This is a genomic window from Chromobacterium fluminis (assembly GCF_011602385.1).
In the GTDB taxonomy this organism is placed as follows: Bacteria; Pseudomonadota; Gammaproteobacteria; order Burkholderiales; family Chromobacteriaceae; genus Chromobacterium; species Chromobacterium fluminis.
Window position 1 is genome coordinate 1 of record NZ_JAAOMA010000029.1, and the last position, 14,122, is coordinate 14,122.

The 14,122-nt window shown below is 67.3% G+C and carries 10 protein-coding genes and 2 riboswitches; of the genes, 5 read left to right on the plus strand and 5 right to left on the minus strand.

Going from position 1 to position 14,122, the window contains the following annotated elements:
• Positions 1 to 1,160 (minus strand): APC family permease (locus HA052_RS18190; protein WP_166452978.1); only part of this gene is annotated, 1,160 nt, incomplete at its 3' end.
• Between the two features lie 44 nt (positions 1,161 to 1,204).
• Positions 1,205 to 2,704 (minus strand): aldehyde dehydrogenase, encoded by a 1,500-nt coding sequence (locus HA052_RS18195; RefSeq protein ID WP_346774574.1) that lies wholly within the window; start codon positions 2,702 to 2,704, stop codon positions 1,205 to 1,207.
• A 164-nt stretch (positions 2,705 to 2,868) separates the two neighbouring features.
• Here HA052_RS18195 and HA052_RS18200 point away from each other — a divergent pair, with 164 nt between their 5' ends.
• Positions 2,869 to 3,654 carry a LuxR C-terminal-related transcriptional regulator gene (locus HA052_RS18200; RefSeq protein ID WP_166452979.1) on the plus strand — a complete coding sequence of 262 codons (786 nt, stop codon included), beginning with the start codon at positions 2,869 to 2,871 and terminating at the stop codon, positions 3,652 to 3,654.
• A gap of 34 nt (positions 3,655 to 3,688) precedes the next feature.
• Here the strand turns inward: HA052_RS18200 and HA052_RS18205 are convergent, their stop codons facing one another.
• The 3 genes from HA052_RS18205 to purU all read right to left on the minus strand — a co-directional run bounded on the left by HA052_RS18205 (position 3,689) and on the right by purU (position 8,614).
• Positions 3,689 to 4,423 carry a trimeric intracellular cation channel family protein gene (locus HA052_RS18205; RefSeq protein ID WP_254894567.1) on the minus strand — a complete coding sequence of 245 codons (735 nt, stop codon included), beginning with the start codon at positions 4,421 to 4,423 and terminating at the stop codon, positions 3,689 to 3,691.
• 199 nt (positions 4,424 to 4,622) lie between these two features.
• A riboswitch (glycine riboswitch) is annotated at positions 4,623 to 4,805 on the minus strand.
• Position 4,806: 1 nt separating this feature from the next.
• Positions 4,807 to 4,893: riboswitch (glycine riboswitch) on the minus strand.
• Positions 4,894 to 5,029: 136 nt separating this feature from the next.
• Positions 5,030 to 7,507, minus strand: coding sequence for a DUF3141 domain-containing protein (locus HA052_RS18210; RefSeq protein ID WP_166452980.1), 2,478 nt, complete (start codon positions 7,505 to 7,507; stop codon positions 5,030 to 5,032).
• Positions 7,508 to 7,747: 240 nt separating this feature from the next.
• Complete coding sequence (purU, locus tag HA052_RS18215) at positions 7,748 to 8,614, minus strand: formyltetrahydrofolate deformylase (RefSeq protein WP_166452981.1); 867 nt, start codon at positions 8,612 to 8,614, stop codon at positions 7,748 to 7,750.
• 234 nt (positions 8,615 to 8,848) lie between these two features.
• Between purU and HA052_RS18220 the strand changes: the two genes are divergently transcribed.
• The 4 genes from HA052_RS18220 to HA052_RS18235 are packed head-to-tail and all read left to right on the plus strand — an operon-like array spanning position 8,849 to position 14,100.
• Positions 8,849 to 10,102, plus strand: coding sequence for a sarcosine oxidase subunit beta family protein (locus HA052_RS18220; protein ID WP_166452982.1), 1,254 nt, complete (start codon positions 8,849 to 8,851; stop codon positions 10,100 to 10,102).
• Between the two features lie 11 nt (positions 10,103 to 10,113).
• A complete protein-coding gene (locus HA052_RS18225; protein ID WP_081548018.1) occupies positions 10,114 to 10,410 on the plus strand; it encodes a sarcosine oxidase subunit delta in 297 nt (98 codons plus the stop codon).
• On the plus strand, positions 10,407 to 13,415 hold the full coding sequence (locus tag HA052_RS18230) for a sarcosine oxidase subunit alpha family protein (protein WP_166452983.1): 3,009 nt from the start codon (positions 10,407 to 10,409) through the stop codon (positions 13,413 to 13,415). The genes HA052_RS18225 and HA052_RS18230 overlap by 4 nt, the downstream gene beginning before the upstream one ends.
• A complete protein-coding gene (locus tag HA052_RS18235) occupies positions 13,408 to 14,100 on the plus strand; it encodes a sarcosine oxidase subunit gamma (protein ID WP_166452984.1) in 693 nt (230 codons plus the stop codon). Before HA052_RS18230 ends, HA052_RS18235 begins: the two co-directional genes overlap by 8 nt.
• Positions 14,101 to 14,122: the final 22 nt, after the last annotated feature.

Genomic DNA, 14,122 nt, shown 5'->3' on the forward strand with positions numbered 1-14,122 from the left:
GGGTAGCGGCGGCGCAGGGCGATCACGTCCAGGTGGCAGATGATGTAGGCCAGCAGCCAGGCGATGGCCGCCGCCAGCAACAGCAGGCCTATGGTGTCGGGGTCGTCTCCCATCAGCAGCACCGGCGCGCCGGTGATCAGGGCGACGAAGAGCACCGCCACCCATGGGGTGCGGTAGCGCCGGCTCAGCTGTTTGAATTGGGGAAAGACCTGGCCGTTGCGCGCCATGCCGTACAGCATGCGCGGCACCGCGGCCAGGGAGCTGTTGAGCGTGCTGCAGGTGGCGGTGAAGGCGATCACCACCACGGTCAGCTTGCCGGCCTGGCCCAGCAGCGCGGTGGCGTATTGCAGGTGCGGCAGCGGCGCGGCGGTCAGGGTGGCGCGCGGCAGGTGGTAGAGCGCGCCCATGCAGTAGAGGGCGATGGTGATGAAGATCACGCCGAGGCCAAGCATCATCGCCAGCGGGATATCGCGTTGCGGGCGGCGGGTTTCCTCCACCAGCGGGCAGGTGAATTCCGCGCCGACAAAACCCCAGATCGCCAGCGCTCCCAGCGTCAGCACGCCGGCGCCCAGCGGGTTCCAGTCGCTGTTGGCGGCCTGGACCAGCGCCGGGGGGGCTTCGCTGCTCAGCGCGGTTGTCCCCAGCGCCAGCAGCGCGACGATCATCACCAGCGCCAGCGCCGATTGCAGGCGGGCGAACACATCGATGCCCAGCAGGTTGAGCAGGGTGAAGATCAGCAGCACGCCGTAGGCGACGCCGTTGAGGGGAAAGACGCCGGGATAGACCTGGTTGACGATGCGGTCTAGCAGCAGGAGTTCGGCGGACAGGGCGAACATGGCCACCACCACATAGCCGGAAAAGGTGGCCAGGATGGCGGGGAACTGGCCCAGGGCCACCTCGGTGTAGCTGCTGAGGCTGCCGGCGCGGGGAATCATCAGCGCCAGTTCGGAGAAGGATACGGCGTAGCAGAGCGCCAGCAGGAACGCCAGGCTCAGCGGGATCAGAAAGCCGATGCCGGCCATGCCGACGCCTTGCAGCATCAGCACCATCACGCCTTGGGACACGACGAGGCCGATGGCGACGGCGAGCAGCGGGGCGAGGCCCAGGCTGGCGCGAAAGGGGGCCGGCGACGGGGCAAGGTGGGCTTGCGGTTTGCGCATGGTGTGTCTCCTACTATCTTGTTGTGCCGACTGCGGGACGGCGCTTATTCGTCTTGCCATTGCACCCAGGTGGTTTTGAGGTGGGTGTAGTGGTCGACGGCGTGTAGGGACAGGTCGCGGCCAAAGCCGGACTGCTTGCAGCCGCCAAACGGCAGGCCGGGGTCCAGGGCGTCCACGGCGTTGATCGACACCGTGCCGACGCGTAGCCGGCGCGCCACGCGGTGGGCGCGGGACAGGTCCCGGGTCCACACCGAGGCGGCCAGCCCGTAGCGGCTGTCGTTGGCGATGGCCACGGCCTCGGCTTCGGTGTCGAAGGGAATCACCGCCAATACCGGGCCGAAAACTTCCTCGCGCGCCAGCGCCATGTCCGTGCGGACATCGGTGAAGACGGTGGGGCGGATGTAGCAATCGCCGCCGTCTATGCTGAGGCGTTCGCCGCCGCACAGCAGGCGGGCGCCTTGGCGGCGGGCTTGGTCGATGTGCTCCATGATGCGATCCGCCTGGCGGGCGTCGACGATGCAGCCGCTGCGGGTGGCCGGGTCCAGCGGGTTGCCCGGCTGCAGCGCGGCCGCCTCGCGCAGCAGGCGTTCCAGGAAGGCGTCTTGAATGGAGCGTTGCAGCAAGAGCCGCGAGTTGGCCGAGCACACCTGGCCCTGGTTGAAGAAAATACCGAAGGCGGCGCGCCGGGCGGCGGCGTCCAGATCGCAGTCGTCGAACACCAGATTGGGGCTTTTGCCGCCGCACTCCAGCGCCACGCTTTTCATATTGGAGTCCGCCGCGTATCGCAGAAAGGCTTTGCCCACTTCGGTGGAGCCGGTGAAGCTCAGGCAATCCACGTCCGGGTGCAGGCCCAGCGGCCGCCCCACCTCGTCGCCGTAGCCCGGCAAGACGTTGAGCACGCCGTCCGGCAGGCCGGCTTCCTGGGCCAGTTGGGCCAGGCGCAAGGCCGACAGCGGCGATTGCTCGGCCGGTTTCAGGATCACGCTATTGCCGGCCATCAGCGCCGGCGCCAGCTTCCACGCCGCCATGTCCAGCGGGAAATTCCACGGGATCACCGCCGCCGCCACGCCCAGCGGTTCGCGGGTGATCAGGGCCAGCGCGTCGTCGGCGCCGGGGGCGACCTCGCCGTACAGCTTGTCGGCGGCTTCGGCGTACCAGTCGAACACGCCGGCGGCGCCCGGCACGTCGATATGGCGCGCGTCGGCAATGGGCTTGCCGATGTCCAGGCAGTCCAGCAGCGCCAGTTCGTCGCCGTGTTGGCGGATCAGCGCCGCCAGCTTTTGCAGCACGGCCTTGCGTTGGCGCGGGTGACGGCGCGACCAGACGCCGGATTCGAAGCTGGCGCGGGCGGCCCGCGCCGCCAGTTCGACATCGGCCTCGCCGCAGCGGGCGATCTCGCCCAAGGGCCGGCCGTGGATGGGGCTGGTGTCGGTGAAGGTGCGCCGGTCGGCGGCGGGAACGAAGCGGCCGTTGATGAAGGCGAGGCAAGGCGGGCGCAAATCGGCGGCGCGGCGTTGCCAGTAGGACAGATCCTGCATGGGCATGGCGATCACTCCTGGTTCAGGCGGCGCGACGGGGTGGGGGGGACTCACATCATGGCTAGTCTTGTCGCGCAGGCTGGAGTCATACTAGTCAGTCCCCTTGGCGGCGGACATCACGCGAAAGCGTTAGGGCGGAAGGCGGGACTAACCTGATCGGGGTAGCTGGCATGCAGCTGAATGTGGCGGATCTGGTGTTTCACCAGCAATTGGGGCGCTTGCTGGACGGCGTCGACAACGCGGCCTTTTGGCAACGGATGGCGGCGTTTCTACGGGAGCACCTGAGTTTCGATACCTGGGTGGCGGTGTTGTTTCGCCAGGAGGCGCCGCCGCGGGTGCTGGCGGATCACGCGGCCAATTACGCCGCAGACGATTTGTTCGCCGACTACCGGCGCGGCCTGTATCTGCTGGACCCGTTTTATGGTTTCGCGTTGAAGCGCCCGGCCGCCGGCGTGTACCGGCTGGACGAGGTGGCGCCGGACCGTTTCCGGGAGACGGAGTACTTTCGCCGTTACTTTTCGCGCAATGTGGTGGCGGATGAAATCCAGTTTCTGCAAGCGCTGCCGGAGGGCGTGCTGTCCCTGTCGCTGGGCAGCAAACGCCGCTTCAGCGAGCAAGAACTGGGCGTTTGCAATCTGTTCGCGCCCTGGCTGCTGCCCTTGTCGCGTCTGGCCGCGCGTCTGGACGAAGGGCTGCGTCAGCCGGGGGCCAAGGCGGGCAGGCAGAGCCGCCGGGAACTGGAAGAGGCGCTGCGCGCGCAGGGCTCCTCGCCGTTGACCAAGCGGGAGGTGGAGGTGGCGCTGTTGATACTCGGCGGCTACTCCACCAAGGGCGTGGCGCGCGAGCTGGGCATTTCGCTGGAAACCGCCAAGGTGCACCGCCGCCATCTGTACGCCAAGCTGGGCGTGTCCAGCCAGGCGGCCTTGTTTTTGCTGCTGGCGGGGATTCAATCCTGATGCCGCGGCGCAGCGGTGAAACAGCTAGGGTTAGTTAATGCAGGTCGTGCCGATACATGAACACCGGCAGCCGCCATTCGCGCCAGATGGCGGCCAGGCGGATGGCGAGGCCGACGGCGAAGCTGGCCAGCACGTTGAGATCGTGAGGCACGCCCAGTTTGATCAGGCCCAGATAGAGCAGGGCCACGGCGAAGGAGACGCTGGCGTACAGTTCCTGGCGGAAGACCACGGGCACGCGGTTGCACAGCACGTCGCGCAGGATGCCGCCGGCAATGCCGGTGATCATGCCGGCCATCACCACCACCACCGGGTGGTAGTCCATGGACTGGGCCACGCCGCAGCCTATGATGGTGAAGGCGATCAGGCCCAGCGCGTCCAGCACCAGGAAGACGCGGCTGAGGCGCTTCATGTAGCGGGCCACGAACACGGCGGCCAGGCCGCCGGCGACGACGAGGCCGACGTATTCCGGGTGTTGGGTCCAGCCTATCGGGTAGCGGCCCAGCACGATGTCGCGCACGGTACCGCCGCCCAGGGCGGTGAGGAAGGCGATGACGGTAACGCCGAAGATGTCCATATTGCGGCGGCCGGCCGCCAGCGCGCCAGTCATCGCTTCCGCGGTGATGGCGATCAGGTAGATCAGGGTAAGCATGTAGTTGCAGTGGTCAAACAGGCTGGCGCCGAGGTGAGCGGCGAAGCCGGGTGGGAAAATAGGTTGGCAATGGGCGGGCCATGCCAGGTGGCGCGCAGCCTGGGCAAGAGTTTCGAACACGGGTTTTCCTTGAGAGCTGGTGCACGATCTGCTGCGCTGCGACGATACGGCGTTGAAACCCGCTTCGAAATGCTCATGTACCACTCGTACATTCCGCTTTCTCAGCTGTTTTCGCCTTGTCTCGTTCTTGCTCGCGAGATCGTAAACACGTTCTGAGCATGGCCGGCGGGCTGCGCGTGGGCGCGGCGCTGCCGGCATTGCCTCTCCCCTTGTCCTTTTACCTGAGAGTTAGATGACGGGCGCGGCCTGTGTGCGGGCTTTGCCGGATGTCACTTGCCCCTTCGGTGGGCGGCTAAGGGCCGGTCGCATCATCTGACGCGCTGTTGCTGAAGCGTAGCAGAGGATGAACGGGCGCTTAGGGCCTCTCTCCAATCGGCTGGTATCCATGGGCTGCGGTACTGTTGCCTGAGCGATTATGGGAGTTTGCGTCTTCGGCGGGGGCGCATGCCCCTCTCTCCCGCAGCAGGCAAGGATATTAGCGTTTGCTGTATTGTTCAGTCAACGACTGTATACATGGGGCGAGGCAAAAATGTTGCAGCGCGGTATCGACAGAAAAACGCCCGGACGGCGGCTTGGCCGTCCGGGCGTTTTCGCGCTGGCTGTTTCTTAGTTGCTAGGCGTCTTGGGCTTGGCCGCGCCGTTGCCGGCGGCGGGTTTGCGCGTGGCCGGGGCTTTGGCGGTTTTGGCCGCCGCGGGCTTGCTTGAGGCCGGCTTGGCCGCAACCGGCGTGCTGCCGGCGGGTTTGGCGGCGGCGCTGGGCTTGTCGGCGGCCGCTGTTTTGACCGGAGCTTGGGCGGCCGGTTTGCGCGGTGCGGCCGCTTTCTTGGCCGGTGCGCTGGCCTTGACGGCGGGGGCCGGAGTGGGAGCGGCTGCGGCTGTCGCTACGGGCTCGGTGGGCGGCAGGATGGCCGGCGCCGCCGGCGCGTGGATGTCAAGTTGCAGGGCGTGGGCCACTTGGTCCAGCCGCTGTTGTTGTTCCGGGGCGATGTCGCCGCTGAGCGCCAGCAGTTCGTGCGCCAGTTGCCAGGCCTGGCGGCGGCGGTGCTCTTCCGGCAGCAGCTTGGGCAGGCCGGCCAGCGCGCGGGCTTCGTCCAGCCGCACCAGGAAGACTTGCTTGCGGGCGATTTCTTTCAGCTGCATCAGGGTCAGCGGGTATTCGTGGCGGATGTCGCGCATGATGCGGCGGATGGCGTTGAACGGGCGCTCGTCTATGATGCCGCGGCCAATCGCCACATAGGTGAGCAGGCGCACGAAGCCGTCTGCCAGGGTGCCGGTTTCGTAGGCGGGGTCCAGCGTTTGGCGCTTGAGTTGCAGCCGTTCCCGTTTCTCCCAGCTGTCGCCGCGGGCGGCGCGGGCTTCGCGGGCCGGCTGGACGCCCACGACGGAGGCCAGCCATGGGGATTCGTACACGGCTTTGAAGCCGTGTTCGGTGGCGGCGTCGCGCAGGTCGCGGTAGCGGTCCAGGCTTTGCGCCATCCAGCCGGACCATTGTTCTTGCAGCCGCCACAGCGGGTTGTCCACGCTCACCGGATGGCGGTGGGCGCGCACGTATTCGGCGGCGGGCTTGAGCCAGCTGAGCCAGGGGTTGAGCGGGGAGATCAGCGTGCGTTCCAGCCGCGCCGGGTTGAGTTGGCGCTGGCACTGGGCGCTGGCTTCGCTGCTGACGGCCTGGAGCACGGGGGAGATGAAGCGGTTGTAAACGCCTTGGTTGATCTCGGAAACGCGGCGCACCACTTCGAAGGCTTGCTCGTCTTCGCGGCCGTCGTCCAGGGCCAGGATGTCGGACACCTCGCGCGCTTCGAAACGGATGATGTAGCGGCCTTTGATGTATTCCTGACCGGGGGTGCCGGGGGCCACGTCCTCGATGATGGCTTCGTACAGGCCGGGGGCCAGCACGTCGATCAGGTCCAGCGCGCTGGCGAATTCGCTGTGTTCGCGGTTGGCGATGCCGGCGGAGACGAAGATGCCGAGGTGGCCCACTTTGTTATGCAGGCAGTAGATGATGGTTTGTTCGTTGTCGCGGATGTCTTCCGCGTTGTCGTACAGGTCCGGTATCCAGTTCAGCGCCTGTTGCGGCGGGGTAATGTTGTCGCCCCAGGAGGCGAACACGATGATGGGGGAGCGGATGTTGCGCATGTCCACGCGGTGTTGGTCGCTGCTGACGATCTTGCCTTCCACCAGATGGTTGCCCACAAACAGCTGCTGGGATATCCATTCCATTTCCTGCTTGTTCAGCAGGTAGTGGCCGCCCCACCAGCGTTCAAAGCTCAAGAAGCGTTCGCGCTCGGTGTCCACCTTGGCGTACAGGTTGTAGGGCTTCTTCCACAGGGTGTTGGCCGGGTCCAGCTTTTCAAAGTTGTTGACCAAGTGGGCGCCGTCGAACTTGCCGTTGCCCAGGTCGCCGGCCAGCGAGGCGGTCCAGGTGCCGCCCATCATGCCGCCGGAGTAGCGCATCGGGTATTTGCCGGTGACGCCGGCCCAGTAGGACAGCGGGGTGCCGGCCAGCAGAATGGGGCCGAACAGTTCCGGCGCCACGGAGGCGAGCATGGCCAGCGCCCAGCCGCCCTGGCAGTTGCCGATGACGAAGGGCTTGCCGTCGCTGTCCGGGTGTAGTTCGTTGACCTTGCTGAGGAAGACGTATTCGGCGCGGCTGACGCTTTCTATGGTCTGGCTGGGCACTGGCTGCGGGAAGAACATGATGAAGTAGCAGGGGTGGCCCTGCTGCAGCGCAATGCCGATCTCGCTGTCCATCTTGAAGCCGCCGATGCCGGGGCCGTGGCCGGCGCGCGGGTCTATCACCACGAAGGGGCGCAGCGCCGGATTGGTGGCCGGGCAGCCGGCCGGCGGCAGGATGGCGGTCAGCGCGTAGTTGGCCGGGTCCGGCAGGCTGCGGCCGTCCAGGATGATCTTGTAGTCGAACACCAACACCGGCGGTTTGCCGCTTTGCACGTGTTGCAGGTAGGCCGCGCCGCGGTCATGCAGCACGTCCCAGTAGAGGAGGCTGCGCTCGCAGGCGTCGCGCCAGTAGTCGGCGACCGGGTTGGAGGAGAAGAGCTTGGACCAGACGGCTGTTTGCGACCACATACGGCACCTCTTGGTTGGTATGACGGATAACTGGCTACTGTACCCTCCTTTTGTTGCGTTGCAATAGATAAAGTTCCTGTTTGAGCTTGTCCACGCTCTCGCGAGCGAGGGCGAAACAAGGCGAAAACGGCTGAGAAAGCGGAACGTACTCTTGGTGCATGGGCATTTCGAAAGGGTACTTACCATGTAGCGTCTCACGACGCGCAGCCGATCGTGGACAGGTTCTTCGCCGGTCAACTGTCAGCGTAATACCACAGTGCGCCGTTCGGTGATGAAGACGCGCCGCTCCAGATGGCAGCGCACCGCGCGCGCCAGCGCCTGGCACTCCATGTCGCGGCCGGCCGCCTGCAATTGCTCCGGGCTGTAGGCGTGGTCCACCCGTTCCACCACTTGTTCGATGATCGGGCCTTCGTCCAGATCGTCGGTGATGTAGTGGGCGGTGGCGCCTATCAGCTTGACGCCGCGCTCGTGCGCCTGCTGATACGGCCGCGCCCCCTTGAAGCCGGGCAGGAAGGAGTGATGGATATTGATGGCGCGGCCGGCCAGTTTTGCGGCGGTGGCGCTGGAGAGCACCTGCATATAGCGGGCCAGCACCAGCAGCTCCGCCTGACTGTCGTCCATCAGCGCCAGCAGTGCGGCCTCCTGGCGCGGCTTGTTGTCCGGGCTGAGCGGCAGATGGTGGAAGGGCAGGCCGTAGGCCTCGGCGATGGGGGCGAGGTCGCGGTGATTGGAGACGACGGCGGCCACCGTCATGTCCAGATCGCCCATCTTCTGCCGATAGAGCAAGTCGTTCAGGCAATGGTCCAGCTTGGACACCATGATCAGCACCCTTGCGCGTTGGCGCCGGTCGTGCAATTGCCATTGCAGGTCTTGATAGTGGCCGCCCATCCGCGCCATGCCGTCGGCCAGCCGTTCCGGGGCGAAGTCCGGCCGCTCTGGGTGGAAAACGCAGCGTACGAAGAAGCGTCGGCTGCGGGCGTCGTCGAATACCGCCAGTTCATCGATATAGCAGCCTTGCTGCTCCAGCAAGGCGGAGAAGCCGGCCACCTGGCCGGAGGCGCTGCGGCAGGCGAAGCTGAGCACGTAGGAAGGGGCGTCTGAGATCATCGGCGTGTCCTGATTGTGGGTGGGGCGGCATGGGCCAATCTAGGCCTTGTCCCGCGCGCGCGCTGTCCGCAAAGCGTCCGCTTTGCGTGGATTTTGGACATCGCCGTGTCGCGTGCGGGCAAGAGGCTGTCCTTTCCAGCCAAATGCGCCGTCGGCGTCGCCCTGAGAATGAGGCTTTCCTCAACCTCGACAGCAGCGGCGCGGGCCCATGGCGGCCCGGCGGCGGGAGCGCAGATGGCAAACCGATACTCGCTGTGGAGCCTGATCCGGCACGGGCTTGGGCATCATCAGGGCTGGCAGCCGGCCTGGCGCAGCCCACAGCCGGAAAGCCGCTACGACGTCATCATCGTCGGCGGCGGCGGCCATGGTCTGGCCACCGCCTATTACCTGGCCAGCGTGCACGGCGTCCGCAAGGTGGCGGTGCTGGAAAAAGGCTATCTGGGCGGCGGCAACACCGCGCGCAACACCACCATCATCCGCTCCAACTATCTGTGGGACGAGTCTTCGCAGCTGTACGAGCACGCGCTCAAGCTGTGGGAGGGCCTGTCCCAGGAGCTGAACTTCAACGTGATGTTCAGCCAGCGCGGAGTGATGAACCTGGGCCACAGCCTGCAGGACATGCGAGACATCGAGCGCCGGGTCAACGCCAATCTGCTCAACGGCGTGGACGCCGAGGTGCTGTCCCCGCGGGAGATCAAGGAGCGGGTGCCCTTGATCGCCATCGGCGGCGACGTCCGCTATCCGATCCTGGGGGCCAGCTATCAGCCGCGCGGCGGGGTGGCGCGCCATGACGCGGTGGCCTGGGGCTTCGCCCGCGCCGCCAGCGCGCTGGGCGTGGACATCATCGAGGAGTGCGAGGTCACCGGCCTGCTGATCGAGGACGGCCGGGTGCGCGGGGTGCAAACCGGACGCGGCGAGATCCGCGCCGACAAGGTGGGCTGCGTGGCCGCCGGCAACAGTTCCACGCTGGCGCGGATGGCTGGCTTGCGGCTGCCGCTGGAAAGCCATCCTTTGCAGGCCTTTGTGTCCGAATCCCTGAAACCCTGCCTGGACACGGTGGTGATGTCCGGCGCGGTGCACGGCTACATCAGCCAGTCGGACAAGGGCGAACTGGTGATAGGCGCCGGCATAGACAGCTATCTGGGTTACGGCCAGCGCGGCAGCCCGCATGTGATCGAGCACACGGCGGCGGCCATCGTCGAGCTGTTTCCGTCCTTCTCGCGGCTGCGGATGAACCGGCAGTGGGGCGGCATCGTGGACGTGTCGCCGGACGCCTGCCCCATCATCGGCAAGACCCGGATCCAGGGCCTGTATTTCAACTGCGGCTGGGGCACCGGCGGCTTCAAGGCCACGCCGGGCTCCGGCCACGTGTTCGCCCACACCATCGCTCATGACCAGCCGCATCCGCTGAACGCGGCTTTTTCGCTGGAGCGCTTCGCTTCCGGCCGCTTGATAGACGAACACGGCGCCGCCGCCGTGGCGCATTGAAGGAGACGCCGATGCTGCTGATTCATTGCCCGCATTGCGGGGAGGCGCGGGAGGAGGAGGAGTTCGACTACGCCGGGGAGGCCTTCATCGTCCGTCCGGCGGCGCCTGAGCAGGTGGACGACGAGGCCTGGGGCGATTACCTGTTCTGCCGCAAGAACCCGCGCGGCTGGCATTGGGAGCAATGGCAGCACGCCGCCGGCTGCCGCAAGGTGTTCGCCGTCCGGCGTCACACCGTCAGCTACGAGATCGCCGGCAGCTGGACGCTGGCCGAGGGCAAGGCCCTTTATTTGCAGGAGGATCCGGCGTGAGCGGCTATCGCATCCACCGTCCCGGCGAGCGCATCGACCGCAATCGGCCATTGGCCTTCACCCTGGACCGCGCGGCCTATCAGGGCTTTGCCGGCGACACTCTGGCCTCGGCGCTGCTGGCCAACGGCGTGCGGCTCTTGGGCCGCAGCTTCAAGTACGGCCGGCCGCGCGGCATCGTCGGTTTTGGCGTGGAAGAGCCCAACGCCTTGATCCAGCTGGAAAGCGGCGCCTTGAGCACGCCGGATCTCAAAGCCACCCAGGTGGAGCTGTATCAAGGCTTGCAGGCCTTTAGCGGCTTGGGGGACGCATCCTGGGGCATGCGGCTCAAGGGCGCGCTGGGCCGGCTGGAGCGCTTCCTACCGCCGGGTTTTTATTACAAGACCTTCATGCAGCCGGCGGGGGCTTGGCCGTTTTACGAGCGCCGCATCCGCGAAGCCGCCGGTTACGGCCAAGCGCCGCGGCTGCCGGACCCGGAGCATTACGATCATCTGCACCACCATGTGGACCTGCTGGTGGTGGGCGGCGGCGCGGCCGGCTTGTGGGCGGCCACGCTGGCGGGGCGCGCCGGCCTGAAAACGCTGCTGCTGGACGAACAGGCGGAGATGGGCGGCTGGCTGCTGAGCGAGCGCCGGTTGCGCATCGACGGCCTGGAGGCGATGGACTGGACGCGTCAGCGCTTGCAGGAGCTGGCGGCGCTGCCCAATGTCCAGCGCTTGCCGCGCGCCACCGTCTTCGCCTTGCATGAGGGCAATCTGGCCCTGGCTGTGGAGTTGTTGCAGGACCACTTGCCGCCGTCCGAGCGCGATCCGGCCCTGCCGCGCCAGCGCCTGCACAAGATACGCGCGGGCCAACTGGTCTTGGCCAGCGGCGCTATCGAACGGCCGCTGGTGTTCGGCAACAACGATCTGCCCGGGGTGATGACCGCCGCCGCCGGCCACAGTTATTTGAACCGCTACGGCGTGGCGGTGGGGCGCCGGCTGCTGCTGCAGACCCAGAACGACGCCGCCTACGATGCGGCGCTGGAGCTGGCCTTGTCCGGCGTGGCGGTGACGCTGGCCGACGCCCGGCCGGCCGGCGCGGTGGCCTGGCGCAGCCGCGCCGCGCAGAATGCCGGCGTGGAGTTGCTGGCTGGTTACGGCATTGCCCGGGTGAACGGCGGCGCCGGCGTCAGCGGCGCGGACTTGGTGAAGTTGGCCGCGGATGGCCGGAGCGTGGCCGGCAAGGGGCCGCGGCTGGAGCTGGACGGCGTGCTGTCTTCCGGCGGGCTCAGCGCCACCGTGCATCTGTTCTGCCACAACGGCGGCCGTCCGCTGTGGCGTCCGGACCGTCTGTCCTTCGTCTGCCCGGACGCGGGCCGGCCCGGCGTCGTCTGCGTGGGCGCGGTCACCGGGCGCTGGGAGCTGGGCGAGGCCCTGGACCAGTGCCATGCCGCCATGCTGGCCCAGCTTGGCCGGGGAAGCCTGGGCGCCGCGCCGCGGGTGGAGGCGGAGGAGGTGGCCGCGCCGCGTGAAATTTTCCGCTTGCCGGACGGGCGGCGCGAAGGCGTCGGCGCCAAGGCCTTCGTCGATTTCCAGAACGACGTGGCCGCCGCCGACATCCATCTGGCGGTGCGCGAAAACTACCGCTCCATCGAGCACGTCAAGCGCTACACCGCGCTGGGCTTCGGCACCGATCAGGGCAAGCTGTCCAACGTCAACGGCTTCGCCATCGCCGCCGAGGCGCTGGGCAAGCCCATCGCCGAGGTGGGCACCACCACTTACCGGCCGGCCTACACCCCGGTCAGCTTCGGCGCGCTGGCCGGCGCCCATGTCGGAGAGACCTTTGACCCGCGCCGCTACACCGCCATGCACGGCAGCCATACCGCGCGCGGCGCCGAATACGAGCTGGTGGGGCAGTGGCTGCGGCCCTGGTATTTCCCGCGGCCGGGCGAGGACCTGCACGCGGCGGTGCGCCGCGAATGCCGCGCTGCCCGCCAAGGGGTGGCGGTGATGGACGCTTCCACCCTGGGCAAGATCGATGTGCGCGGCCCGGACGCGCGCGAGTTTCTGGGCCGCGTCTACAGCAACGCCTGGAGCAAGCTGGAGCCGGGCAAATGCCGCTACGGGCTGATGCTGGACGAAAACGGCATGGTGATGGACGACGGCGTCACCGCCTGCCTGGCGGACGACCATTTCCACATGACCACCACCACCGGCGGCGCGGCCCGGGTTTACAGCTGGCTGGAGCGCTGGCACCAGACCGAATGGCCGGAACTCAAGGTGCGTTTCAGCTCCATCACCGATCACTGGGCCACCACGGCGCTGGTGGGCCCGCAAAGCCGGGCGGTGTTGCGCAAGCTGTGCACGGATATTGATCTCGACCCTCAGGCCTTCCGGTTCATGGAGGGCCGCGTCGGCACCGTGGCCGGCGTGCCGGCGCGGGTGTTCCGCATCAGCTTCTCCGGCGAACTGGCTTACGAGATCAATGTGGACGCCGGCTACGGCCGTTATCTGTGGGAGGAGGCGATGCGGGCCGGGGCTGAGTTCGGCATCACGCCCTACGGCACCGAGGCCATGCACGTCTTGCGCGCCGAGAAGGGCTTCATCATCGTCGGCCAGGACAGCGACGGCTCGATGAGCCCCAACGATCTGGCTATGGGCTGGGCGGTGGGCATGAAAAAGCCGTTCAGCTTCCTCGGTCGCCGCTCCTTGCTGCGCGCCGACACCGCCGGCGCGGGCCGCAAGCAGTTGGTGGGCCTGCTGACGGAGGACCCGCGGCTGGTGTTGCCAGAAGGCGCGCAAATTCTCAACGACGGCAAGGACGCGGCGCCGGCGGCGATGCAGGGCCATGTCACCTCCAGCTACCACAGCGAATGTCTGGGCCGCTCCATCGCCATGGCGGTGTTGAAGGACGGCGTCCGCCGCGAAGGCGACACCGTGCACGTGTGGTGGCAGGGCCATAGCGCGCCGGCGCGGGTGGCGTCCGCGGTCTTCGTCGACAAGGAAGGAGAGCGTCAGCATGTCTGAATCCGCGTTCAAGCCTGTGCTGGAATCGCCCTTGCGGCATCTGGATTTGCCGGAAGCGGCCGAAGCGCGCCGCGCCGACGGCCGCGTCTGGGGCAATGAAGCGCCCAATCTGGGCTACGCGCTGCTGCGCGGCGACGGCGCCGAGGCCGGTTTTTTCGAATTGACGGCGCGGATCATCGGACTGGAGCCGCCGCGCCGGCCCAAGGCCTTGAGCCAGGGGGAGGGCGGTGCGCTGCTGTGGCTGTCGCCGGACGAATGGCTGCTGATCAGCCGCCGCCAGCGGCTGGCCGCCTGGCTGCCGGCGCTGGAGAGGGGCTTCGCCGAGCAGCGCCTGTTCGCCCAGGCGCTGGATGTCAGCGGCGGCTTCACCGCCGTTTACCTGTGCGGTGAGCCGCATCTGGCCGTGTTGCGCCATCTGGGCGGCTACGATTTCGAGGCGCTGCGTCCCGGCCAGGGCGTCGGCACCCTGCTGGGCAAGGCGGCGGTCCAGGTGCTGCGCCTGGACGGTGACGGCGTGTTCGTGGTGTGCCGCCGCAGCTTTGCCGACTACGTCTGGCTGCTGCTGCGGCGCGCGGCCCGGCCTTACGGCTTCGCGGTGTGCGAGTTGCCGGAAGACGCCGGCCATCCGCTGTGGGCGCAACTGGCGCGGCCGGCGCCGGCGGCGGTCCTGAGTGAGAGCTCTTAAAAAATGATTCAAAGTCCGCGGC